The sequence below is a fragment of the Vibrio sp. Isolate22 genome (genome assembly GCF_022398115.1).
GTDB lineage: Bacteria > Pseudomonadota > Gammaproteobacteria > Enterobacterales > Vibrionaceae > Vibrio.
Window position 1 is genome coordinate 60,811 of sequence record NZ_JAKEUW010000002.1, and the last position, 24,164, is coordinate 84,974.

Here is a 24,164-nt window from a genome sequence, read left to right on the forward strand (position 1 = left end):
AGTCTTAGTTTAGATAATAAGATTGACCTATGACTCCACCTTATCGGCCTTGCCTGCTGCACCAGCCAGCTTTGCCAATTGCTTATCTAGCCACCATGGCGCCTTTCCTGAGTCTTCTGCGTTTTCTTTTCTACGTACTGCATTGCGCACCGTCATCGCCCCTACCCAACGGAATGGCTCAGGCGGGAAATGCCCAAGCGGTCCTTTGGTTAATCCGCAGCAGGTCCAAGCGTTGTCAGTGCCGAGTACCATAGATGACAGAATCTTTCCGCCCATACGAGTTTGAGCAACACCATTACCTGAGTAACCGAGTCCATAATAGATGTTGTTTTGGCCTTTTAGATTACCGAAAAATGGTAATCCTGTTACTGAACGATCCGATCCCCCCGACCAGTTGTAATCAAATTCACTCTGCGCCAGCTTGGGAAACAACTTTTGGAAGGATTGATTCAGAATCGGCAGGTAGTTTGTCTTTTGGTTAAACATGCTTTCAACTTGATTGGCAAACGAGAATTTATTGCCACCTTTGCCCAGCATCAATCGTCCATCCTGAGTATCTCGGTAATAGTGGACAAAGATACGTGAATCCACCACTGCCGCTCCTTTCTCTGGGCCAAATTGCTGGAGCTTTTCAGGGATGGGCTTAGTAACGACCATGTCTGATGAAACAACCACAATACTGCGTTTAAACTCTTTAAAGTGATCGAGCATCCATGCGTTGAGCGCCAAAATCACTTTATCGGCAAATACAGATCCACCCTTGGTTTGGATTCGAGCTGGGGCTCCATAATCAAGCGAAGTCATCTCCGTGTTTTCGTGAATTTCTACACCCAGTTCGAGAGCAACCCGACGTAAACCTCTCGCTAATAGAGCAGGTTGCACACTGCCTGCGGCTTCCGAGTAATAACCTTCAATATGACGCTCTGATCCCGCTTTATCAGACAAAGACTCGTCACACTTCTTCCAACTATTGATGCCTTGCTTAACCAACTCATTCACAACCGGCTGCATTCCACCTTTTTGTGCTTCGTTGGTTGCCGTGTAATACGTCCCGCTGCGGTACAAATGTGCGTCTATGTTGTGCTCGTTACAGAAAGCTTCGATCTCGTAAATGACCTTTTCCGATTCTTTAACTAGCCATTTTGCTTGCTCTTTTCCATAGAGCTTTTTCAACGTTGGATACTTAGTCGACCACGTCAGCATACAACCACCGTTCGCACCAGAAGCACCACTGCCACACAAGCCTTTTTCAATCACCACAACATGCTTTTGAGGTTGCTGTTGTTTAATTAAAATTGCCGTCCATAACCCTGTGTAACCACCGCCGACAATCGCAATGTCGCAGTTGATGTCTTTTTGAAGTGGGTTGGCTGAGTCTAACCCTGCGTTGATGCTGCCAAATTCTTTTTCTAGTGCTTGCTTGAACCAATATGAGTAGTGCTTTGTCATTTGTTGTACCTTACCTAAGACTTAAAGGCGTAAAACTAAAAAAGGAAGACCGAAGCCTTCCTTTACTGATTACTAACTTCTAACGAACTAAATAGTTAATTGAATGAGTAGTTCGATAGATTAAGATTTTGGCTCTGATTTAGCGTCGAACTTCTCAGACCATGTTTTCAATATGTCTGCACGCTCGCTGCCCATGCGTGCAAAGTCCATTTTTGCCATGTTCTTTTCAACATTAGGGAAGTTATCAATTGTTGCCGTCACCTCTTGGTGGCCAACAACCGGGTACATTTCGATGTAGAGTTCATTTGCTGCTTTAGAGATAGACCAGTCAACAACGCGCTGCGCTGCATCCGAAGGTTTAACAAGACCAACCGCTTCAGATTCCCAGCCAATACCCTCAGGTGTAATCACAGATAGCGGTGCACCTTGAGTTTTCAGCTTAGCGCCGCGGCTTGCCATCGAGATACCGATAGCAACTTCACCCATGCCCGCTTGAACACACGGCTTAGAACCTGAGTGCGTGTAGTGAGCGATGTTTTGGTCTAGCTTCTGCATGTAGTTCCAACCTTGGTCTTCACCCATGTTTTGTAGCCAAGCCGAAACCTGCATGTAACCCGTACCAGAAGACGCTGGGTTTGGCATCGCAATGTGGGCTTTGTAAATCGGCTTAGTGAGATCTTCCCAAGATTTAGGTGCTGGTAGGTTAAGTTGTTTTGCTACCGCTTCGTTGAAACAAACCGCATTGAAAAATGCATCATTGCCATACCAAGCTTGTGTCGATTGCGGGTCGTTGAGGTTTGAACGCAGCGCCTCCACACCTTGTGGAGTGTAAGGCTTAAGAATACCCTCTTCTTTAAGTAAAGCCATTGAAGAACCCGCAAGGCCCCACACCACCTCTGCACGAGGGTTGTTTTTCTCAGCCAACAGTTTTGCCGTCATGATCCCGGTTGAATCACGAACCCATTTAATGCTGATATCTGGGTTTTCACTTTCAAAAGCATTTTTGTATTTCGCTAAGATGTCGGTTTCAAAAGCGGTGTAAACCGTCACTTCCTGTGCCGCATAAGCGTTACCAGCTAATAGAGTGACTAATGCTGCAAGTGATCCTTTCATAAAACGGTTTTTCATCATTTTCTCCAGTCAGGCCCGATGCCAAAGTTAGAAATTAGAAGTCCCATCAAGAGACAGTTATATCCATAAATTCATTTATATTGTTGGTACACCTCTAAACTTGGTATGTACCAGATTTTGACTATTAAGCTAACTGGCTTTTATGACGGTTAAATGAACAAAAAATGGCAGTTTAAAGATCGGTAAATTTCTCAGGGCAAGGGATTAATTTTAATATGAAGCTTTTGTGAAAATGGTATTTGGACTATTTACGACCGTTTGAATTGGTTGTTAAAGTAACCACACAAATTGGTATAGTCCAAATCAAGTCGCGAGAAATTGAACATGAGAAACGATTACTTATTACTGACACCGGGCCCACTATCGACTTCTGAAACCGTTCGCCAAGCGATGCTTAAAGATTGGTGTACTTGGGATGATGAATACAACAAAGACATTGTTGAAGTGATTCGTAGCAAGCTAGTGAATTTAGCGACTAAACAAACGGGATACACGAGCGTATTAATGCAAGGTAGCGGCACCGCTTCAGTTGAAGCAACAATTGGTAGCGTTATCTCAAAAAATGGAAAACTTCTTGTGGTGGATAACGGTGCGTACGGCGCTCGTATTGCTCAAATCGCAGAATATTTAAACATTCCATGCCATGTCGTTTCTCCTGGTGAAACATCACAGCCTGACTTGAACGAAATGGAAACGGCATTGGCCATGGATTCAGACATCACTCATGTTGCGATTGTGCATTGTGAGACCACTACTGGCATGCTGAATCCAATTGATGACATTGCTAAATTGGCAAAACTGCACAACAAGACAGTCATTCTTGATGCAATGTCGAGCTTTGGTGGCATCCCTATGGATATTGATGACTTAGGTATCGATTACATGATCAGCTCAGCTAACAAGTGCATCCAAGGTGTGCCAGGCTTCGGCTTTGTCATTGCTAAGCAATCGGAACTAGAAAAGTGTCAAGGCCAAGCTCGCTCGTTAAGCCTTGACTTGTTTGATCAATGGCACTGCATGGAAATCAATCACGGTAAATGGCGCTTCACCTCCCCGACTCACACAGTGCGTGCTTTCTACCAAGCACTGCTTGAGCTTGAGCAAGAAGGTGGCATCGAAGCTCGTCATAATCGTTACCACACCAACCAAACCACGTTAGTTGCTGGCATGCGCTCCCTAGGGTTTGAACCACTACTTACTGATGAACTTCACTCTCCTATCATCACCTCTTTCTATTCTCCAACTCATAGCGATTACCAATTCAAGGAATTCTATGACCATTTGAAAGAACAAGGGTTTGTGATTTATCCGGGCAAGGTTTCAAACGCAGACTGCTTCCGCATCGGTAACATTGGTGAGGTTTACCCTTCTGACATTGAAGCTCTCATTGGTGCTGTTAAGAATGCTATGTACTGGGACATTAAGTAATGACAATAACTAACCAAGAACCAGCACTAAAGTCGACGCACTTTCGAAGTGAAGGCGATGTGAACACCACACCCGCACGTGAAAAGTGGAATGAATCGCTAAACGATGAGGCGACTCAAGCGATGTTAAAACGCGACTCAGACGTGTTTCTTCATCAAGCGATGTCAACGCCTTGCCTAGACACACTTGAAGCCGCAGAAGGCATTTACATTCAAGATGCGACGGGCAAAAAGTACATGGACTTTCATGGCAATAATGTCCATCAACTAGGTTATAGCCACCCACACATCATTAATAAAGTGACTCAGCAAATGGCGTCATTGCCGTTTTCACCACGTCGCTTTACCAACGAAACCGCCGTTCAATGCGCCGAAAAGCTCACGCAGATCTGCGGTGGTGAGTTGAACCGAGTGTTATTTGCACCGGGTGGCACCTCTGTTATTGGTATGGCACTCAAGTTGGCTCGACATGTCACCAACAACTTCAAAGTCGTTTCATTGTGGGACTCCTTCCATGGCGCGTCATTGGATGCGATTTCTGTCGGCGGCGAAGCCTGTTTCCGTGAAGGTATGGGGCCGTTAATGACTGGCGTAGAACGTATCCCACCAGCAGTCTCTTATCGTGGTGCCTTCCCGCTTAATGACTCTTTATCGCTTCGCGGGCAAAACTCAGGCGGTGAAAGTGAGACTGCATGTGATGTTCACTACGCCGACTACCTTGAGTATGTGATTGAAAAAGAAGGTGGTATTGGTGCCTTCATTGCTGAAGCAGTGCGTAACACCGATGTTCAAGTGCCAAGCAAAGCTTATTGGAAGCGTATCCGTGAGATCTGTGATAAGCACAATGTCATGCTAATCATTGATGATATTCCAAATGGTATGGGTCGAAGCGGCGAGTGGTTTACTCACCAAGCGTTTGATATCGAACCTGACATCCTATGTATTGGTAAAGGTTTTGGTGGTGGCTTGGTGCCAATTGCCGCCATGGTCACCAAAGACAAATACAACACGGCAGCACAAGTATCGCTTGGGCATTACACACACGAGAAAAGCCCAATTGGCTGCACAGCTGCACTGGCAACCATGGAAGTGATTGAGCAAGAAAATTTGCTTGAAAAAGTACAAGCGGACAGTGCATTCATGCGTGAGCAGCTGCTGCAAATGAAAGAGAAATACCCAGTCATTGGCGACGTTCGCGGCATTGGCCTGCTTTGGGGCGTTGAGTTGGTCACCGACCATATCACCAAAAAACGAGCGTTCGACGAAGGGGAAGCAGTACTTTATCAGTGTCTGAACGATGGCCTGAGCTTTAAGGTGTCACAAGGTAATGTGATTCAGTTAAGCCCACCATTGATCATTAGCCGTATTGAGTTAGAAGAAGCTCTGTCTGTATTTGAAAATGCGATAGCAAAAGTCTGTAAAGACTTTGAATACCTTTAAACCAACACTAAACCAATAACCTAAAACACATTCGTCCCTCCCGTACTTTTAAATGGGAGTGGCAAGAAAGGACACCACTATGAACACAACATCACCAATCCAAGCGGTTATCTTTGACTGGGCAGGCACTATCGTTGATTTTGGATCGTTTGCTCCAACCAGCATCTTCGTTGAAGCATTCAAACAAGGTTTCGACTTTGACATCGACTTAGCAGAAGCTCGTGATCCTATGGGCATCGGCAAATGGGACCATATCCAAGCAGTGGGTCGAATCCCTGCAGTTGATGCGCGTTGGAATGCTCAATTCGGGCGTTCGATGACTAGTGAAGACGTTGATGCAATCTACGCGGCATTCATGCCTCTTCAAAAAGCCAAAGTTGCCGACCACGCAGCACCAATTTTAAACGCGATTGAAGTGGTAAATAACCTAAAAGAGAAAAACGTAAAAATCGGTTCTTGTTCCGGTTACCCACGTGAAGTGATGGATGTTCTAATTCCTGCAGCAGCAGACTACGGCTATCGTCCAGACAACGTGGTTGCAACCGATGATTTACCTCAAGGTGGTCGCCCTGCCCCATTCATGGCGCTTAAAAACGTGATTGACCTAGGCGTAACAAACGTTGCAGCCTGTGTGAAAGTAGATGATGCTGCCCCAGGCATTGATGAGGGTCACAACGCTGGCATGTGGACAGTAGGCCTCGTGTTATCAGGCAACGAAGCAGGATTAACCTACCAAGAATACTTAGACGCAGATGAAGCAACGCTTACAGCAGCACGAGAAAAAGCGAGCGTTAAGCTAAACAAATCAAAACCACACTACCTAATCGACACCATTGCCGATTTACCTGATGTAATTGCTGATATCGAAAAGCGTTTATTAGCTGGTGAGCGTCCTTAAAGACACCCAACTTTCTACTCATACAAGCTTCAATATAAAACGAAAGCCTCGCATTACCTCTATTATAAGGTGATGCGAGGTTTCTTCATTTCCAACATTTGAGACAGCAATTAATTGACAAAAACGCATCTAAATAGCACTTTGAATATATAAATCTTAACAACTTCATTGACTCCCATAAGCAATCAGACTAACAATGTATTAACAGTTCCAAGATAGGTTCGAACTGAATCAATGCCTTGATTTTCTTACATTTGCAGTGTGCCTATCAGTAAGAAATCGTTTTATCGGGCTGATTCAGATAACAATAAGAGTTAATCCAAGGATAAGATTATGAAAAAACTCTCAAAGATTATGTGGGGTGGCTCGATAGTGCTTGTGTAGACAGCGTGAACTGTGAAGATGATTCCGTAGCCGGTGGCCTTTACGGTGGCTACAACTTTACCGATAACATTGCACTGGAATTAAACGCAGACTACCTAGGTGACTATGACACTAGTTTTAATTACAACGGGACAACTCAGCGCTACAGTGATTCCATTATTGCGATATCGTTGAGCCCAATGTACCGATTGGCGATTAAACAAGAGTTTGATGTCTTCTTCAAAGCTGGCCCAGCTTACATCATGCACGACGATGAAGATGATGTGGTACTGGCGCTGGGTATTGGTGCTGAGAAACAGTTTGCCGACGACTGGGCAGTGAGATTGGAATACCAATACTTCGATGATTTTGACGATAAGATCATCCAAAACCTAAACTCCAACCTTGTCACAGTAGGTCTTAGCTACAATTTCGGCACAGGCAATACAACCGCATCAGCAGCTGCAGCTTCTGCGGCGGCTGTGACTCAAGCACCTTCTGAACCAATCGCAGAGCCAGAAACTGTGGTTGTTGAAGAGGAAGCTGAGGTAGTAGTTACCAAAGCGCAAACTGAGAGCTTCTCTCAAGGTACATTTGCGACGAACAGCACACAGCTTTCAGACGAAGGTAAAGCCGCTGTACAGCCAATTGTGGAAGTCTTACAAACATACCCTCAGTCTACCGTTAACATTGTTGGTCACACAGATTCAACAGGTGCTGCTGAGTACAACATGATGATCTCTAAGAAACGTGCGGCGGCAGTGGCAGCATACATCGAAGAACAAGGCATTGACTCAAGCCGTATTACCGCTTCTGGTGAAGGGGAAGAAAACCCAATCGCATCAAACGATACGGCTGAAGGTCGAGCACAAAACCGTCGTGTTGAAGCAACAATTCCAAGCTTCGAGTACCAAGAAGGCGTTCAAGTTGAAGAGGTTATCGTAGAGACAGTAGAATAATCGCATTCCGCCGCAATCACGATATATTCCTTACTAATAAGGGCGGAGCACTGTTCTGTGCTCCGCCCTTTTCTGTATCTGTTTGACATTGAAGCTAGCGGTCTAGTTCTAATGCGCAATCATTTGCTCAGAATTAAACAATTTCCCAGCTGTGCGTCATTTCTACGCCTGCACCTAGCATTAGGCACACTGAACAGTATTTTTCTAATGAATCAGCGCATACTTTTGCAACCAACTCAGGATCAAGGTTGTAACCTGATACTTCAAAATGAATGTTAATTACAGTAAAGATTTTTGGCGCAGTTTCACGACGTGTAGTTTCAAGTTTTGCGTTACAGCCTGTAATGCTTTGACCAGCAGATTTCAATCCATCGACCACATCAACAGAACTACAACCACCAGCGGCCATAAGGACCATTTCCATCGGGCTTGGCGCCGTTGCACCACCGCTGCCATCCATAACAATAGAGTGGCCTGATTGAGATTGACCCAAGAATTTAAAACCTTCGACCCATTTAACTTCTGCTTGCATGCTGTTCCTTAGATGACCGATAACCGCCATCACTGTCTGTTATTTATTGTTAGTACCGACACCCTACTACTGGCGGCATTCAGGAGCAAGATTTTCTCTAACACATATTTTTTTCATGAATGGTGCAATTTTTTCCATCTAAAACCTGTCTCTATTCTTACATTCAAAATCGAATGAAAAAGAACGTCAAGATGAGGTATCTATGAATAAATTATCTAAAATATTGGTATCACTCGTGGTTGCACTACCACTGATTTCGTTGTTTGTCAGCCAAACTGGCACTGCCAATACAATGGATAAAACGGCTAATTCAGGGAAAAGTGAAATCGCGACACTCGCGGGCGGTTGTTTTTGGTGTACAGAGTCTGATCTAGAGAAACTAAAAGGCGTAACAGACGTTGTCTCTGGCTATTCTGGTGGCGAGCTAGAAAACCCAACCTACAAACAAGTTTCTTCAGGTAAGTCTGGTCACATCGAAGTGATCAACGTGACCTATAACCCTGATATTGTTAGCTATGAACAGGTTCTTGACCAATTCTTCCGACATATCGATCCAACCGACGACAAAGGGTCATTCGTAGACCGTGGACCACAATATCGACCTACAATTTTCTATCATAACCAAGAGCAAAAAGACGTTGCTCAAAACTTTATGATGGAGATCGACAAGGCTCAAATCTTTGGTGCACCACTAAAAACAGAACTGATCAAATTTGAGAAGTTCTGGCCAGCAGAAGATTACCACCAAGATTATTACAAGAAGAGTAAGGTTCGTTACAACTACTACCGCTACGCATCAGGTCGTGATCAGTATTTAGATAAAATCCTCGGTGACGATAGAAAGGATAACCCTAAAACACTCCGTCAGATCATCGACAGTAAAAATGCGACAGCGAATGCTAAAACATACGTAAAACCGTCTGATGCAGAGATCAAAGCGAAGCTTACAGCACTTCAATACGATGTAACGCAAGAAGACGCGACTGAGCGCCCATTTGACAACAAATACTGGGATAACAAAGAAGAAGGTATTTATGTTGATATCGTTACCGGTGAACCTTTGTTCTCGTCAAAAGACAAATACAAATCTGGTACGGGCTGGCCGAGCTTTACCCAACCAATTAACGAAGCTTACGTAGTGACAACTACAGACTACAAATTGCTATACCCACGCACAGAAGTTCGTAGCCGATTTGGTGATTCTCACTTGGGTCATGTCTTCAAAGATGGTCCTAAACCAACAGGCTTACGTTACTGCATGAACTCAGCGGCGATGCGCTTTATCCCAGCAGATAAACTGGCTGAAGAAGGGTATGAAGAATACGTTGAGATGTTTGAGGGCTAAACATTCAGCAATTAACGCTACACCTATAACAACAAAGCCAGCATAACGCTGGCTTAATTTTTTCTAATTCATTAACAGGCGCGCTAGCCTGTTAGAACTGTGTCTTCTGGATACTTGAGCAGTGAAGGCTCTGGGCGAGCTAACATATACGCTAACGTCAAAGGACCGATACGACCAATAACCATTACAACAATCATAATGTATTTGCCAGGTTCGGTTAGATTTGCGGTTAACCCAGCCGTCAATCCTACCGTTGCAAAGGCAGAAATTACCTCAAACATGACTCGATCAAACGCGGCTTTTTCGGTAAGCATTAACAAAAACATCGCCGTAGTTAATAACGCCCCACTGACCACGATAATGGCCAATGACTTGGTTACCGCCTGCCATGTGACAGTACGTTTAAACATCACGACGTGCTTTTTCTGACGTAGGAATGTCCAAGTCGCGACAAAAGCAACTGCAAAGGTCGATACCTTAATACCGCCCCCTGTTGAGGTAGAACCAGCACCAATCAGCATCAATACAATCATCACCAACAATGCAGGCTGGGTGTACTGAGATAAATCCACACTGTTAAAACCAGCGGTACGAGCACTTGCTGATTGGAAAAACGCCGCTAACCATTGGCCCTGAGTTGACAGCCCTTCCATAGTTGCAGAGTTATTTCTTTCCAGTAGCCAAAATAATACGGTACCCACCAACAATAGAGTCGGGGTTGCAGTTAGCATGATCTTGGTATGTAAATGCAGATGCTGGAAGCCTTTGCGCCAGTTACTCGATAAGTCACCGACCACAGTAAAGCCTAAACCACCAAAAATGAACAGAGCCGCTAAGATAAATATCACCAATGGGTCGTCAACAAAGCTCATCATACTATCTGAGAACAGAGCGAATCCCGCGTTATTGAATGCTGATATCGCATGAAAGAGTGCGTAAAAGCTGCCTGTTGCCCAGCCCATTTCAGGAACCCATCGGAAACAAAGCAGTACAAAGCCGATAAATTCAGCCACTAGCGCAAAGATGATGATCTTCTTTACTAGCTTGCGCAGGTTAATCTTACGATCTTGCCCCAATGCTTCTTTCGCTAATGCTTGTTGCTTAAGGCTTAAGCGGACACCAAACATGTAAAGAAGAACCGCAGACAAGGTCATCTGCCCTAAGCCGCCCACTTGCATCAAGAACATCAGCAAGATTTTTCCTGCCAAAGTAAAGTGTTCGCCCGTATCAACGACCCCTAAACCTGTTACGCTGATTGCAGAGGTCGCGGTAAACAACGCGTCTGTGAAACTGAGCCCTGTGACAGAAAATACGGGCATCGTGAGTAAGATGGCCGAGGGAATAAGAACCGCCAAAAAGCTGGTCAGGATTATCTTAGGTTCAGAGCCTTTACGCGGCTTTTCATCTCTTGTGAGTGTGTAGAAAGTACCTTTTCGCTGAAACGAATTCATACTGTTACCCTATTACAAGTTCCCATTACCAATTACGTAGTTTTTTAGATAGGGTCTCTTTAGGCCCAGCGATGATCACCACATCTCCGATTTCTAAACTAATATCCAGCTCCGGTGCTTTAGTAAGATTAGGGCCGCGCTTAAACCCCAGAACTTCGACACCTATCTCTTTGCAAAGCTTCAAATCACGAAGTTGTTTACCCAAGAGTTTTGAGCCAATAACAATTTCAGTCATCGCCAAATCACTGCCAAGGTCAATAAATTCAAGAACGCGCCTGTCCAGCATCTTACGCGCGACCCGAATTCCCATGTCTCGCTCCGGCATAATGATATGGTCAGCGCCAATTTTAGAAAGGATCTTGCCGTGGAACTTATCGTTCGCTTTAACCCAAACCGTTTTAGCCCCCGACTCTTTTACGACGAGAGTAGTCAAAATGCTCGAGTTCACATCAGAACCAATCGAAACCATTACCATATCGTACTCGTCGAGCCTGAGCTCTTTAACCGTCTCTTCACTCGTACAGTTAGCAACAATCGCTTGTGAAACAATGGCCGCGGCTTCTTTCACTCGCTCTTCATCAATATCGACGGCTAATACCTGTGCCCCAGAACTTTGCAGCTCTTTACACACAGATAAACCAAAACGCCCTAAACCGATAACTGCATATTGTTTGTCGCTCATTTGAAATCCTGTTTAGAAATTTTAATAACACGGGATAGTCAAACCTACATTAGTTTCTATCTCAAAAAAAGTTAGTTCTGCAATAATAAGGTTATACTATTGTCATAATCGCTTGATTTATAAAGGTAGAGAACAACTCGAGTTTCTGCTAATTTCCAATTCATAATTTCTGCGGCAGCACACACAATGAATGAATTCTTAACCCAAGTACAAACCTACATTAACCAGAGCCATAGTGATTGGGCCAACAGTGTCCTATTCATCACTATTGCGAGTTTTCTCGCTTGGGTAGCTTGGCGAATTATCCACAATCGCTTGGAAATTCTGGTACAGAAAACCCCTTTTCACTGGGATGACCTGCTACTCGCAGCGCTGAAAACTCCAGTCAGTACGCTACTTTGGTGTTGGCCGGCAACTGTCTCTATTGGGTTGATCCTTCAAGACCAATTTGGCAACGAAATCAACTGGTTAAAAACGCTAAAACACATTTTAATCATATGTACTTTCGTTTGGTTCACCTTGCGAATGATCACCAATACTGAAACATACGTCTTAGAACAGAAAAACAGAGATGAAACGACAGTACAGGCCATCGCAAAAGTAGCTCGCCTATTCTTTATGGTCATGGGTGGCCTGACGATCATGCAAGCATTCGGTCTCAGCTTATCAGGCTTGCTGACCTTTGGTGGTGTGGGTGGTTTGATTGTCGGTTTGGCAGCAAAAGATCTACTCTCGAACTTCTTTGGTGGCATGATGATCTACTTCGACCGACCTTTTAAAGTCGGTGATTGGATTCGCTCTCCTGACCGTCAAATCGAAGGTACCGTCGAACGTATTGGCTGGCGCATGACCATCATTCGTACATTGGATAAACGCCCGCTGTACGTGCCAAACTCGGTATTCAGTAACATTGTGGTGGAGAACCCATCACGAATGCTAAACCGCCGAATTAATGAAACCTTTGGGCTTCGTTACGAAGACGCGAGCAAGTTAGCTGTTATCGTGGATGACGTAAAAGCCATGCTTGAAACGCACCCTGACATCGATGCAAAGCAGACGCTCATCGTGAACTTCGATAAGTTTGGCCCATCAACGCTGAACTTCTTCATCTACACCTTCACTAAAACCGTCAACTGGGTGAGATACCATGAAGTGAAACAAGATGTGCTACTGCAGGTGCTAGCAATCATTCACAAGCACAATGCAGATATCGCTTTCCCAACTCAAACACTAAAAATCGATCCACAAGGTTTGAGTGAAGTTCAGGATATGACACTTCCTAGCGCAGAAGGACCTCGATAGCACAACGGCTCTACTGTTTATCGACACGTAAGTCGCTTATCGATAATTAAAAAGTGTGAAGCGTGGTAACATGGCGCCAGAATTTTAATGCACCCTGTACCACGCTATGATTTTACCTGTCATTCTAGCTGGCGGCTCTGGTAGCCGCCTCTGGCCCCTGTCTCGCGAGCTTTATCCTAAGCAGTTCCTCAATATTGCTGGCGAACAATCGATGCTCCAGCAAACCCTTATACGCCTGCAAGGTCTTGAAGCGAACTTAAGTAACGCAGAATGCGATGCTCCGCTCATTATCTGTAATGAAGAGCACCGCTTCATTGCTGCAGAACAAGCTCGATCGGCTAAAATTGCACACAGTGGTATTTTGCTAGAACCTGTCGGAAGAAACACAGCTCCCGCCATCGCACTCGCTGCAATACAGGCTTTGAATCATACAAGCTGTAACCAACAAAATGAGTCAGATCCTATATTATTGGTACTGGCCGCTGATCATCACATAGCTAAAACAGCTGAATTTCAGCAAACAGTAGCGAGAGGCGTTGAATACGCTAAACAAGGTAAACTGGTTACTTTTGGTATTACTCCAAACGCCCCAGAAACTGGCTATGGCTATATAAAACAAGGAGAACCGCTCTCCCATCATGCTTTTGCCATTGAATGTTTCGTTGAAAAACCCGACCTAGCCACCGCAGAACAATACGTTAATTCGGGGCAATACCTCTGGAACAGCGGCATGTTTATGTTTAAAGCATCACGCTACTTAGAAGAGCTAGCAAAGCATCATCCACAGATCCTTGAGGCCTGTAAAAGCGCGCTCGAAAAGCAAAATACCGACCTCGACTTCATCCGTATTGACGCCGAGGCATTCCAAAGCAGCCCGAGCGACTCTATCGACTATGCCGTGATGGAAAAAACGTCGGATGCTGCGGTAATCCCTATGGATGTTGGGTGGAATGATATTGGTTCATGGTCTGCAATCTGGGATGTCAGTGATAAAGATGAACACAACAATGTGATTGAAGGCGATGTGTTAACTGTCGATTCTCAATACAACTATATCCACGCTGAAAACAAGCTAGTTGCGACTGTAGGTGTTGAGAACCTTATTATTGTCGAAACAAAAGACGCCATACTCGTCGCGAACAAAGACAAAGTTCAAGGCGTGAAATCGATAGTCAGCCAGCTGAATCAAGCAGGTCGCACAGAACATGTTCATCACCGCGAAGTGTTTAGACCTTGGGGTAAATACGATGTAATTGACCTAGGCAAACGCGACAAGGTTAAACGTATCACTGTAAAACCCGGTCACAAGTTATCGCTACAGATGCATCACCATAGAGCAGAGCACTGGGTTGTTGTAGCAGGTGTTTCGAAGGTGACCAATGATGAGAAAACCTATCTCGTTGAAGAAGACCAATCCACTTATATCCCGCTAGGACACATACACAGCCTAGAAAACCCAGGGGACGCTCCACTCGAAATGATAGAAGTACAAACCGGTAGCCACTTGAGTGAAGACGACATTGTTCGATATAAAGATAGTTACGGACGAAGCGAACAATCTAGCTCACCTCAAATCAACAAATCAAACTAAAGCAGCGACGATACAATGAAACAGAATTTAGACCTCAGCTGCTTTAAAAATAACGATATCCGCGGCATCATCGGTGAGCAAATCGATGAACGCCTTGCTTACCTGCTTGGTCGAGCATTTGGCGAATATATCCTTGCAAAGGCATCTAAAACGTCATTCGATGGGCTGGCTCAAGTAGTCATTGGTCGTGATAATCGCGAAACCTCACTACTACTGCAGAAAGCGATGACCAAGGGTTTGATTGAATCAGGGATCAACGTGGTAGATCTCGGTATGACAGGCACAGAAGAAGTCTACTTTGCGACTCGCCACCTACAAGCTATTGGCGGAGTCCAGGTTACAGCAAGCCACAATCCAATCAATTACAACGGCATGAAGTTAGTCGGTCTAGACGCTAATCCAATCAGTAAAAACAATGGGTTAGATGTGATTAAACAGCGCATTGAAGGTCTAGAGCGTGAGAGGATCAGCGAACAACCGATCAGCCATGAACAAGCCGATAATTTCATTAGAACCACCAGTATTCTCGCTCCTTATGTGGATCACTTACTCTCTTACATAAAGCCGTCAAAGCTATCACCGATGACGATTGTGGTTAACGCGGGAAACGGCATTGCTGGGCATGTCATTGATGCCTTAGAGACCAAATTCAATGAATTGAATGCTCCAATCACCTTCATCAAAGTTCATCACACTCAGGATGGGATGTTCCCAAATGGCATCCCTAATCCTTTACTTAAAGAAAACCAAGCTGCTACCCGCGATGCCGTTTTAGAGCATTCCGCAGACCTTGGTATCGCCTGGGATGGTGATTTTGATCGTTGTTTCTTCTTTGATGAAAAAGGTAATTACATTGAGGGTTACTACATCGTCGGTCTGCTAACCGAAGCCTTCTTACTGAAGGATTCCAATGCAACTGTACTGCACGACATGCGCATGACATGGAATACAATAGAGATTGCAGAAAAGCTCGGTGGAAACGCTGTTGGCATAAAAGCTGGGCATGCCTTGATAAAAGAGAAAATGCGAGAGCTTAACGCTGTGTACGGTGGAGAAATGAGCGCACATCACTACTTCCGTGACTTTGGGTACTGCGACTCAGGGATGATTCCTTGGCTACTCGTCATTGAACTGATCAGTAAGACTCAACAATCTCTTCATCAACTTATCAGCTCTAGCGTAGAGAGGTTCCCCTCTTCTGGAGAGATCAATCGCAAGGTAGCAGACCCAGAACATGTTATGGCTCGCGTACTTTCATGCTACCAAAAGCGTGCTGTAAACATAGATCATACCGACGGTATCAGCATGGATATGGGTACCTGGCGCTTTAACTTAAGAAAGTCCAATACAGAGCCACTAATCCGGCTTAACGTAGAAGCCAAACGAGACAAAGCCTTGCTAGCCGAAAAGGTGACAGAGCTACTTAACCTCATAAAATAGGTATTCCCTATTCTGTATCCATACACAAAAGCCGCAAATTACTGCGGCTTTATTATTATGCTTTCGAGGTTTCCCTCACCAACAAACACAATTATTTCAATTGGCGAGATGTATAGGTTTCGCTCTTCACACCAGAGCCTTTGCGTTTTTTCATTGTTACTTTTACTGAGCGCTTTGCATCAGCAACATCATAGCGAATCGCTTGGCCTAAGAACTTATCGTTACGCTTGAGTTCTCTAGCTTCTAACTTGATCGTTTTGTTACCGCGGTTCACGTCACAGCGTTAATCCCAATCATTCTGCCCATCTTTCAAGCTAAGCAAGATACGCTGGTTACTTTTTCCTGATGTCGCTTTAATACCACGAGGTTGCTTGTCGATTGCTAGTGCAAGACTAGCTTTACACAACTGCTCTGCATTAAAGCCTGTTGCAGCTTGTGCATTTGATATAGAAAACGTGTTTACTGCAATTAATACAACACTCGCCAATACTGCCTTCATTGATACGACTCTTCAGTTTATGGAACACCACACCATTTAACCATTCACTATACGATAAGTAAATGATTTTATGGAATAGCAAACCTTAAATTGAAACGTGTTTTAAAAAGCCCTTACTCACGAAAGCGAGTAAGGGCTTCAATTGTCTAAGTCGTTCTAGAGACTAATTAAGTAACTAATTTACTTGTTACGGCGAGCTTCAACTGCATCTGCCAGTTGACGAAGTACTGTTTCAGTATCTTCCCAACCAATACAAGCATCAGTAATTGACTGGCCGTATGTTGGAGCTTTGCCGTCAACCAAATCCTGGCGGCCTTCAACTAGATGAGATTCGATCATCACACCAAAGATAGCTTTGTCACCACCAGAGATCTGTGCGCTCACGTCATCCGATACGTTCAGTTGGCGCTTAAATTGCTTAGAGCTGTTTGCGTGGCTGAAGTCGATCATTACTTTCTGTGGTAGGCCTGAAGCTTCTAGCTCTTGCTTGATCTTACCAACGTGCTCTGCACTATAGTTTGGCTCTTTACCACCACGTAGGATGATATGACAATCAGGGTTGCCAGCCGTTTCAACGATAGCTGAATGGCCGTACTTAGTTACAGACAAGAAGTGGTGAGAAGCACTTGCAGAGCGGATTGCGTCTGTTGCGATCTTGATGTTGCCATCAGTACCATTCTTGAAACCAACAGGGCATGAAAGACCAGAAGCTAGCTCACGGTGAACTTGAGATTCCGTAGTACGTGCGCCAATTGCACCCCAGCTAATTAAGTCTGCTACGTATTGAGGCGTGATCATGTCTAGGAATTCACTTGCCGTCGGCATACCCATGTCTGTTAGATCAAGCAATAGCTTACGTCCAAGACGTAGACCATCGTTTAGCTTGAACGTGTCATCCATGTACGGGTCATTGATCAGGCCTTTCCAGCCAACGGTAGTACGTGGTTTTTCAAAGTAAACACGCATTACGATTTCAAGCTTATCGCCTAGTTCGTCACGCAGAACTTTCAAACGCTTACCGTATTCAAGAGCGGCTTCTGGATCATGAATAGAACATGGACCAACGATAACCAATAGGCGGTCATCTTTGTCTTCTAGAATGTTGTGAATTGCTTTACGGCTTTCAAAGGTTGTAGAAGAAGCAACTTCTGTTGCTGGAAACTTTTCTAAAACAGCAACAGGGGGTAATAACTCTTTTACTTTGTTAATTCTTACATCATCAGTCTGGAACATTGCTTACTTCTTCCTATATCTATCCTTGAGCTGAATGTACGTTATCTCACGTAACTTTCCATCAGCACATATCTTCTTGTTCCCTGTAACTTAACTAGTAAAAACGCCAGTTTCAATCACTAATTTAAAAAGAACGCAATTTTTTTTGTGTTTTATATTTAAAACACCCTGTATAACTTTATTTACATGCTATCGATTGCGCAATTTCAATCGGGTAACGTTGAATGTTTTTTCACCCATCACTTCTCAACGAAACTGTTCTATCAACAGAAACAAAAAAGCCCACGCTGTTAACGTGAGCTTTATAATTAATTACATTCTTTTCAATGGCTTGACGACACTGTCGAGCCCTTCTATTTTTAACGCTAGGCACAGTTTGAGCAAGTCACCTAGCTCACCGTTTGGGAACCCTTTCTTGTCGAACCACAACAAATATTCTTCAGGTAAGTCAATCAGTGTACGGCCGGCGTACTTTCCAAATGGCATCTGCATTCGAGCCAACTTAATCAGATTCTCTTTCTCTAGCATTGTTCGGTCTTTCTATGCGTCATCGATGTTCTGTAGAGTATCACCTAAACGTTCAACCCAATAGTTGATTGCATCTTTGGCATCATCAAGTGAATCGATCATAGTCGAAAAGTCCTTATTTCCGGCTTCACGATCGATCGCTGCGAACAGTGGTGTGCCATCTTGAGCGTCACTCACCAGCAGCTCGACACTCGCACTACCAACATTGGTGTGCTCTCCTGTCGCAACTTTGGAGATGGTCGACATGGCAAGCCCAAACGGTAAGACACTACTGGTAACGGCTAAAATAGGATTTGGCGTTTCAACGTTACTCAATGCGATACTTAGGCGTAACGTTTTGCCCGTCGGCTCACCAACGATCACTTTATGAGGCGATATTTTCTCCTCTAAACGACTCACCATGTGGTCAGTAAGTTCCTGAATTTCTTCTTGATCTAACGAGCCTTCTTCGGCGAGCACAAAAATTTGGTCAATGACGACAGAATCATAATCATCCAACTTATTCTTCAAGCGATCGGCGTCACGCAGCCCTATTCTTGCCCAAACGAGGTCAACTCCCCCGTCAGGGCCAGGCTGAAAATCTTCATAAGTGGTGAATTTGGTAGCAGTCTTGATTGGGCCGCCTGCACAACCAAACAAAAAGATGCTGGTTGCGACAAGCAAAAATAGTTTTAGAGGATTCATAGCGCACTTAGATTGGAAGAAAAACACCCAAGTATGCTATACCATATGTGAAAAGTTTGTAGAAAAAGGGGCTATAACTCAGAGCTAACTCTAAAATTAGTTGTGTTGAACAGTGTGAGCATACTCTACGATCACTTGATTTCCTTCGATGTAAGCATTTTGGATCTCTCCATCCACACTCATTCTACTTTTCAAATAGACCACTTTAGGACCAGAGTCATTTCCTTCTTTAAGTGACGGGAATACGTTTCTCGGCTCCAAATGAAGTAGGCGACAGAAATGGCTCACAAATGACATAGTTAGCGGCGACTCCCCTCGCAGCACGTTTGAGAAATCAAGCTGACTCATTCCAAGCTTCTTTGAAAACTCCATTTGTGTGATTCGCATTCGTGATTTTTGTGACATCCACGTTTGGTATAACGCTTCTCTATCTTGTTCAGTGAATTCCATACTGACTCCTTTATATAATTCATACCAATTAATTGTCCGGTTTTTCATACATAGCGTGTCAGGGTTCGGTTAGTGGAAGCCAAAGGTTTGGTTTTGATATGCGCTCAATTGTTATCCAAAACAAAACTCATAAGGCAAAACCATTCACAAAAATAATTAGAGCAAATACTTTCTTAATTTATTTCAATCACTTATAGGTAAATAAAGAATACATTTAGCAAGTTAATTTGTGACAAGAATTAAAAGTTCGAGATTAGCATTCCACATTTCAATCTATTCATTCGCATTTATAAAACGCGTTGACTACATTTCGCTTGCTTAAACGCACTTCTGGCAAACTATTTGAAAGAATAGGACGCAAAGCCACCGGTCTGTCGACAATTATTCTGCCTATGATAGCGGAGCTGCCACTTAACAGGATTTAAGTGCAAATGCGTGCCGGAGTGTTCTCTTTTTTGTAGGCCAAATACAGTAAGGACAAATAATGAAACAACTCCCAAAAAAATCACTCATCGCTCTATCGCTACTAAGCGTTAGTGGTGCAAGCTTCGGTCACGGTTATGTCTCGGCATACAATAATGGCGTAGCTGAAAGCCGTGTAGCGCTGTGTAAGTTCCCTGCGAGTGATACACAAGAGAAGAACACCAACTGTGGTGGTATCCAATACGAACCACAAAGTGTCGAAGGTCCTGAAGGCTTCCCAGAGGTTGGCCCTGCAGATGGAAAAATCGCTAGTGCGCAATCTTCTTTAGCGGCTGCGCTAGACGAGCAAACAGCAGACCGTTGGGTTAAACGCCCCATCCAATCTGGCTCTCAATACTTTGAGTGGACATTCACAGCAAACCACGTGACTCACGATTGGAAATACTACATTACAAAACCAGACTGGAATCCAAACCAGCCTTTGGCTCGCAGTTCTTTTGATCTAACGCCATTCTGTGTAGTCGAAGGCAATATGGAACAGCCACCAATGCAAGTAAGCCACTTGTGTAATGTCCCTGAGCGTGAAGGCTACCAAGTGATTCTTGCTGTTTGGGATGTGGGTGATACTGCAATGGCTTTCTACAACATTATTGATGTGAAATTTGATGGCGATGGCCCGATCATTCCTGATTGGGACCAAGGTGGTCAAATCAACCCAACTCGCGACCTAAACATCGGTGATGCCGTTTACACTCGTGTCTTTGACCAATCTGGTGAGAACGCTTCATACAGCACAGAGCTAGTCATTGAGAACAATGAACAAGGTAAAGCGAATAACTGGTCTTATGCATTGGCATCAAAGATCAACCAAGAGCAGACGCAAATCAAAGCGGGTCAATTGAACGACCAAGGTGATTTCGCTCCTGTATACGGCTCAAACCCGGTTTACTTAAAAGCAGGTTCAGGCTTTAAGAGCGTAGAGATCGGCTACAAGATTGATACTCCAGAGCCAGAGCATGAAGTTGAAGTAACAGGTTTAGAGTCAGAGTACATTATCGACGAGAATCAACCGACTCAACTTGATCTTACTCTAGCGGCAACGGGCGACGTTCAAGCAGAGCTCACGGTATACAACCACCACCGTGAAGCACTTGCGTCTCAGAAATCTGAACTTAAAGACGGACAAGTTGAAGATATTCGATTGACTCTGTCTAAATCTGAAGCTGGCCACCACATGCTTGTGGTTGTAACTAAGGATGACCAAGGCAACTTAGTTGACCAAAACACGCTTGATTTCCACCTTATGGACGAGCAAACACCGCCACCAGCAGGCGATTACGATTTCGTATTCCCTGAAAGCATTGAATCTTACACTGAAGGTACAAAAGTACTAAGCAGTGATGGTAGCGTTTATCAGTGTAAAGAGTTCCCATACTCTGGTTACTGTATTCAGTGGGCACCAACGGCAACTCAGTACGAACCTGGTGTAGGCTCACACTGGCAAGATGCTTGGTACAAAGTCGACTAATTGATCGCTCTGTATTTACTTTCATGTGAATAAAACTAAGCAATCAGCAAAACAAAACGGATGCCAAGCGCATCCGTTTTTTTATTCAGTATTCATCTACAAATCTGGTATTAAAGAAGGTAATGGTCTGCCAACAAAGCCACAAACAAGATCATGAGGTGATAAATAGAGAACTTAAATGTCTTCATCGCCATGTTAGGCTCATCGCGATACTTCAATACCCAGGCATGATACACAAACCCACCGTTGAGCACCAAAGACGCGCTCAGGTATATCCAACTGCTCATTCCAACTAATACTGGCAGCACACACACGATGCTTAGCAATAGCGTATACAGCAGAATTGAAGTCTTGGTGTACGCTATCCCATGCGTCACAGGCAACATCGGAATATCTACCTTGGCATATTCGTCACGACGATGAATCGCAAGCGCCCAAAAGTGAGGAGGCGTCCAGATGAAGATAATCATCACTAGCAACCATGCATTGGAATGTAACTCGTTAGTCACTGCCGTCCAACCCAATAAAGGTGGCATTGCCCCTGCGATCCCTGCAATGACAATGTTCTGTGGCGTCGCTCGTTTTAAATACATGGTGTAGATAACCGCATAACCTAATAGGCTCGCAAAGGTTAGCCAAGCCGTAAGCGGGTTAACCAACAAGGCTAACGTAACAAAACCAAGTAAACCGATACCTGCCGCAAAGGCGAATACTCGTACGCTGCTGAGCTCACCCGATGGTAAAGGACGACGGTTAGTACGAGACATTTGCCCATCGATCTTCTTGTCGATCAAATGATTAAATGCAGCGGCCGAACCCGCCATCAACCCTATCCCTATCATGCCAAATAATGCTTGCTGTAATGGCAATCCGTTAGGCACAGCTAAACACATGCCTACTAATGCCGTTAACAGCATCAAAGCGACCACTTTCGGCTTGGTCAGTGTTAAATAGACCTTCCAAGCTGCTTTGTTTTGAGCAGCGACTTCATTACTTGAAGCGGTATCTTGAACCACCATTTGATGCTGTGTTGAAGTTCTACTGACCATGATTACCTCCTTGTAATACACTGTTCTTTACCAAGCTCTCACTTGGTTTTCGTTGCCACACTACAAAGTTTGTAACAACCAAACTGACAAGCAGCATCGCCGCAACTAAGTTATGCAGCACTGCCACTGAAATCGGTAGATGAAACCACACGTTACTGATCCCTAAACTGACTTGCACTGCTAATACCAATACCACAATGACACCCAGTTTTTGGTGCGCTGTTTGACCAAACTTCAACAACTGATACACGACCATTAGCACCGTTATCGTTGCCACAATAGCACCAAACCTATGCATGATATGTATGGTAAGCCTTGCGGGATACTCGAGCACACCAAACTCATAGTTATCATGCCCATGCTGCGCAAAATCGAACGCATTCTTAAAGTCTAAGTAGCTTGTCCAATTCCCTTCACAGATAGGCAGTTGAGTACATACCAACGCGGCATAATTTGAAGACGTCCAACCGCCAAGTAAGATCTGTCCAATTACAACTACCAAGCCAAAAAGTGCAGCAAACTTGATAGCCGCCGAGTGTGTCGTCTCACTGAAGCGAGTCTGGAAATTAGAGAGGCGACAATAGAGTAAGCAGAGCAGAGACAGAAGAGTGAACCCTCCCATCAAATGCGCCATCACCACAACTGGCATCAACTTGAGGGTTACCGTCCACATCCCTAACAAAGCTTGAAAGATCACCGTTGCCGAAATAAGTAACGGTAGCCCAGCAGAGGTGATGTTCTTCTTAATACACCAAGCGACGACGACAAAGATAAGAAGCCCTAACGAACCAGCAAAGTAGCGATGTATCATCTCTATCCAAGCTTTACCAGCCTCAAGAGCACGTTCAGGGAATTGGAGGTTGGCTTGGTTTACCGCTTGTGCATCAGACGGTACTGTGAGCTTTCCATAACAGCCAGGCCAGTCAGGGCAACCAAGCCCAGCGTCCGATAATCGGGTATAAGCACCGAGCACAATCACTGTCAGCGTCAGTAAGATAGTCACTCGCATCACGAGCATGAGTATATCAGGGGCTTTGTTCTGCATCGTTTATCTCCCTATACTTATTCCCTTTCGCTGACAGAGTTCAGTCACCACAGTCAAACTGATTCGCTTATCAGCTACCCAACACGTGACAGCTTAAGAAGCTTTCTTAAATCATGAATCATGCCTTTGGACTGCCCGACTAACTGCGACGGTTCTGAGACACTTTTGTATTCCATAACGAGTTGACCAAGGGGATCAATGATAACAATCGAAGCTGGCGCAAACTTGGTGCTCAACTGCTCCCCACCAGACAGAAATGACAAATCAGGTTTGTTAAATGCTCCTGGTAATGCATCTCCTTCAGAGACAAAAACCACAGCAGTCACTCGCTCTTTGTTCTTCCCTAGCGCTAAGTAGCTTTGGTTCAAGTAGTGGAGTTGTTGTTCACATAAGCTATCGCAGTCTGTTGGCGCAATGTAACCCACCAACCACCCTTCTCCTTCCACCGGCGCCGTCAGCCCAAAATCTTGTAGAGTCACTCTTGGCTCAACCAACTCCCCCGTATTTGTCACACCAGATGTGTACCAATTTTGCTCTAATACAGTTTTAGCGATAATGGCAGGTAAGGCGAAGACCAAAATCAATCCGATAAGTACAAGTCGACCACGTGAGCGCCGCTGTTTAAACGCCGCAAGATTTGCATCGGTACTTTCCTTTTTAGTTTGTGTTTGAGACTTATCCATTTTAATTCCCTGTATTGGCCGCCGCCGATCGC

Annotated in this window: 20 protein-coding genes, 2 pseudogenes and 1 riboswitch; of the genes and pseudogenes, 9 read left to right on the forward strand and 13 right to left on the reverse strand. The window is 44.5% G+C overall.

Annotated features, from left to right (window positions below):
• Positions 1 to 27: 27 nt before the first annotated feature.
• Both L1D55_RS01720 and L1D55_RS01725 read right to left on the reverse strand, forming a co-directional pair.
• A complete protein-coding gene (locus tag L1D55_RS01720) occupies positions 28 to 1,449 on the reverse strand; it encodes an FAD-dependent oxidoreductase (RefSeq protein ID WP_239916291.1) in 1,422 nt (473 codons plus the stop codon).
• 120 nt (positions 1,450 to 1,569) lie between these two features.
• Complete coding sequence (locus L1D55_RS01725) at positions 1,570 to 2,580, reverse strand: putative 2-aminoethylphosphonate ABC transporter substrate-binding protein (RefSeq protein WP_239916293.1); 1,011 nt, start codon at positions 2,578 to 2,580, stop codon at positions 1,570 to 1,572.
• A gap of 324 nt (positions 2,581 to 2,904) precedes the next feature.
• Here L1D55_RS01725 and phnW point away from each other — a divergent pair, with 324 nt between their 5' ends.
• The 4 genes and pseudogenes from phnW to L1D55_RS01745 all read left to right on the forward strand — a co-directional run.
• Positions 2,905 to 4,008, forward strand: a complete 1,104-nt coding sequence (gene phnW / locus L1D55_RS01730; RefSeq protein ID WP_239916295.1) for a 2-aminoethylphosphonate--pyruvate transaminase — start codon at positions 2,905 to 2,907, stop codon at positions 4,006 to 4,008.
• Positions 4,008 to 5,447 (forward strand): aspartate aminotransferase family protein, encoded by a 1,440-nt coding sequence (locus tag L1D55_RS01735; protein WP_239916296.1) that lies wholly within the window; start codon positions 4,008 to 4,010, stop codon positions 5,445 to 5,447. The genes phnW and L1D55_RS01735 overlap by 1 nt, the downstream gene beginning before the upstream one ends.
• A gap of 79 nt (positions 5,448 to 5,526) precedes the next feature.
• The gene (gene phnX, locus L1D55_RS01740) at positions 5,527 to 6,345 is read left to right on the forward strand and encodes a phosphonoacetaldehyde hydrolase (protein WP_239916298.1); all 819 of its coding nucleotides are present in this window, start codon (positions 5,527 to 5,529) and stop codon (positions 6,343 to 6,345) included.
• Positions 6,346 to 6,704: 359 nt separating this feature from the next.
• Positions 6,705 to 7,667 (forward strand): annotated as a pseudogene (locus tag L1D55_RS01745) (OmpA family protein); the annotation flags it as partial.
• Between the two features lie 133 nt (positions 7,668 to 7,800).
• Here the strand turns inward: L1D55_RS01745 and L1D55_RS01750 are convergent.
• Entirely contained in the window at positions 7,801 to 8,199 is a 399-nt protein-coding gene (locus L1D55_RS01750; RefSeq protein ID WP_239916301.1) for an OsmC family protein, read from the reverse strand.
• 202 nt (positions 8,200 to 8,401) lie between these two features.
• On the opposite strand from L1D55_RS01750, the gene msrB reads away from it, so the two are divergent.
• Entirely contained in the window at positions 8,402 to 9,544 is a 1,143-nt protein-coding gene (gene msrB / locus L1D55_RS01755) for a peptide-methionine (R)-S-oxide reductase MsrB (RefSeq protein ID WP_239916303.1), read from the forward strand.
• An 83-nt stretch (positions 9,545 to 9,627) separates the two neighbouring features.
• Here msrB and L1D55_RS01760 read toward each other — a convergent pair whose 3' ends face one another.
• Complete coding sequence (locus L1D55_RS01760) at positions 9,628 to 10,995, reverse strand: TrkH family potassium uptake protein (protein WP_239916305.1); 1,368 nt, start codon at positions 10,993 to 10,995, stop codon at positions 9,628 to 9,630.
• A gap of 25 nt (positions 10,996 to 11,020) precedes the next feature.
• Complete coding sequence (locus tag L1D55_RS01765; protein WP_171368291.1) at positions 11,021 to 11,677, reverse strand: TrkA family potassium uptake protein; 657 nt, start codon at positions 11,675 to 11,677, stop codon at positions 11,021 to 11,023.
• A 186-nt stretch (positions 11,678 to 11,863) separates the two neighbouring features.
• Between L1D55_RS01765 and L1D55_RS01770 the strand changes: the two genes are divergently transcribed.
• The 3 genes from L1D55_RS01770 to L1D55_RS01780 all read left to right on the forward strand — a co-directional run bounded on the left by L1D55_RS01770 (position 11,864) and on the right by L1D55_RS01780 (position 16,010).
• On the forward strand, positions 11,864 to 12,979 hold the full coding sequence (locus L1D55_RS01770) for a mechanosensitive ion channel family protein (RefSeq protein WP_239916308.1): 1,116 nt from the start codon (positions 11,864 to 11,866) through the stop codon (positions 12,977 to 12,979).
• A 106-nt stretch (positions 12,980 to 13,085) separates the two neighbouring features.
• Positions 13,086 to 14,570: a mannose-1-phosphate guanylyltransferase/mannose-6-phosphate isomerase gene (locus L1D55_RS01775; RefSeq protein ID WP_239916310.1), complete on the forward strand. Its 1,485-nt coding sequence runs from the start codon at positions 13,086 to 13,088 to the stop codon at positions 14,568 to 14,570.
• A 15-nt stretch (positions 14,571 to 14,585) separates the two neighbouring features.
• Positions 14,586 to 16,010: a phosphomannomutase CpsG gene (locus tag L1D55_RS01780; protein ID WP_239916312.1), complete on the forward strand. Its 1,425-nt coding sequence runs from the start codon at positions 14,586 to 14,588 to the stop codon at positions 16,008 to 16,010.
• 91 nt (positions 16,011 to 16,101) lie between these two features.
• Here the strand turns inward: L1D55_RS01780 and L1D55_RS27665 are convergent.
• The 5 genes and pseudogenes from L1D55_RS27665 to L1D55_RS01810 all read right to left on the reverse strand — a co-directional run bounded on the left by L1D55_RS27665 (position 16,102) and on the right by L1D55_RS01810 (position 19,404).
• Positions 16,102 to 16,509 (reverse strand): annotated as a pseudogene (locus L1D55_RS27665) (hypothetical protein).
• 180 nt (positions 16,510 to 16,689) lie between these two features.
• Positions 16,690 to 17,742 carry a 3-deoxy-7-phosphoheptulonate synthase AroG gene (gene aroG, locus L1D55_RS01795; protein WP_105023172.1) on the reverse strand — a complete coding sequence of 351 codons (1,053 nt, stop codon included), beginning with the start codon at positions 17,740 to 17,742 and terminating at the stop codon, positions 16,690 to 16,692.
• Positions 17,743 to 18,054: 312 nt separating this feature from the next.
• On the reverse strand, positions 18,055 to 18,270 hold the full coding sequence (locus L1D55_RS01800) for a DUF3820 family protein (protein ID WP_102426293.1): 216 nt from the start codon (positions 18,268 to 18,270) through the stop codon (positions 18,055 to 18,057).
• A 12-nt stretch (positions 18,271 to 18,282) separates the two neighbouring features.
• On the reverse strand, positions 18,283 to 18,954 hold the full coding sequence (locus L1D55_RS01805) for a DUF3313 domain-containing protein (RefSeq protein ID WP_239916318.1): 672 nt from the start codon (positions 18,952 to 18,954) through the stop codon (positions 18,283 to 18,285).
• 96 nt (positions 18,955 to 19,050) lie between these two features.
• Positions 19,051 to 19,404, reverse strand: coding sequence for a transcriptional regulator (locus L1D55_RS01810; protein WP_008217214.1), 354 nt, complete (start codon positions 19,402 to 19,404; stop codon positions 19,051 to 19,053).
• 322 nt (positions 19,405 to 19,726) lie between these two features.
• Positions 19,727 to 19,816, forward strand: a riboswitch (cyclic di-GMP riboswitch).
• Between the two features lie 72 nt (positions 19,817 to 19,888).
• Here L1D55_RS01810 and gbpA point away from each other — a divergent pair.
• Positions 19,889 to 21,355 (forward strand): N-acetylglucosamine-binding protein GbpA, encoded by a 1,467-nt coding sequence (gbpA, locus tag L1D55_RS01815; RefSeq protein WP_239916321.1) that lies wholly within the window; start codon positions 19,889 to 19,891, stop codon positions 21,353 to 21,355.
• A gap of 110 nt (positions 21,356 to 21,465) precedes the next feature.
• On the opposite strand, the gene cyoE is transcribed toward gbpA, so the two are convergent.
• The 3 genes from cyoE to L1D55_RS01830 form a co-directional block, all read right to left on the reverse strand.
• Positions 21,466 to 22,404, reverse strand: a complete 939-nt coding sequence (gene cyoE / locus L1D55_RS01820; protein ID WP_239916323.1) for a heme o synthase — start codon at positions 22,402 to 22,404, stop codon at positions 21,466 to 21,468.
• Positions 22,394 to 23,449 carry a COX15/CtaA family protein gene (locus tag L1D55_RS01825; RefSeq protein ID WP_239916324.1) on the reverse strand — a complete coding sequence of 352 codons (1,056 nt, stop codon included), beginning with the start codon at positions 23,447 to 23,449 and terminating at the stop codon, positions 22,394 to 22,396. The genes cyoE and L1D55_RS01825 overlap by 11 nt, the downstream gene beginning before the upstream one ends.
• Before the next feature lie 74 nt (positions 23,450 to 23,523).
• Positions 23,524 to 24,132: a hypothetical protein gene (locus tag L1D55_RS01830; protein WP_239916325.1), complete on the reverse strand. Its 609-nt coding sequence runs from the start codon at positions 24,130 to 24,132 to the stop codon at positions 23,524 to 23,526.
• Between the last annotated feature and the right edge of the window lie 32 nt (positions 24,133 to 24,164).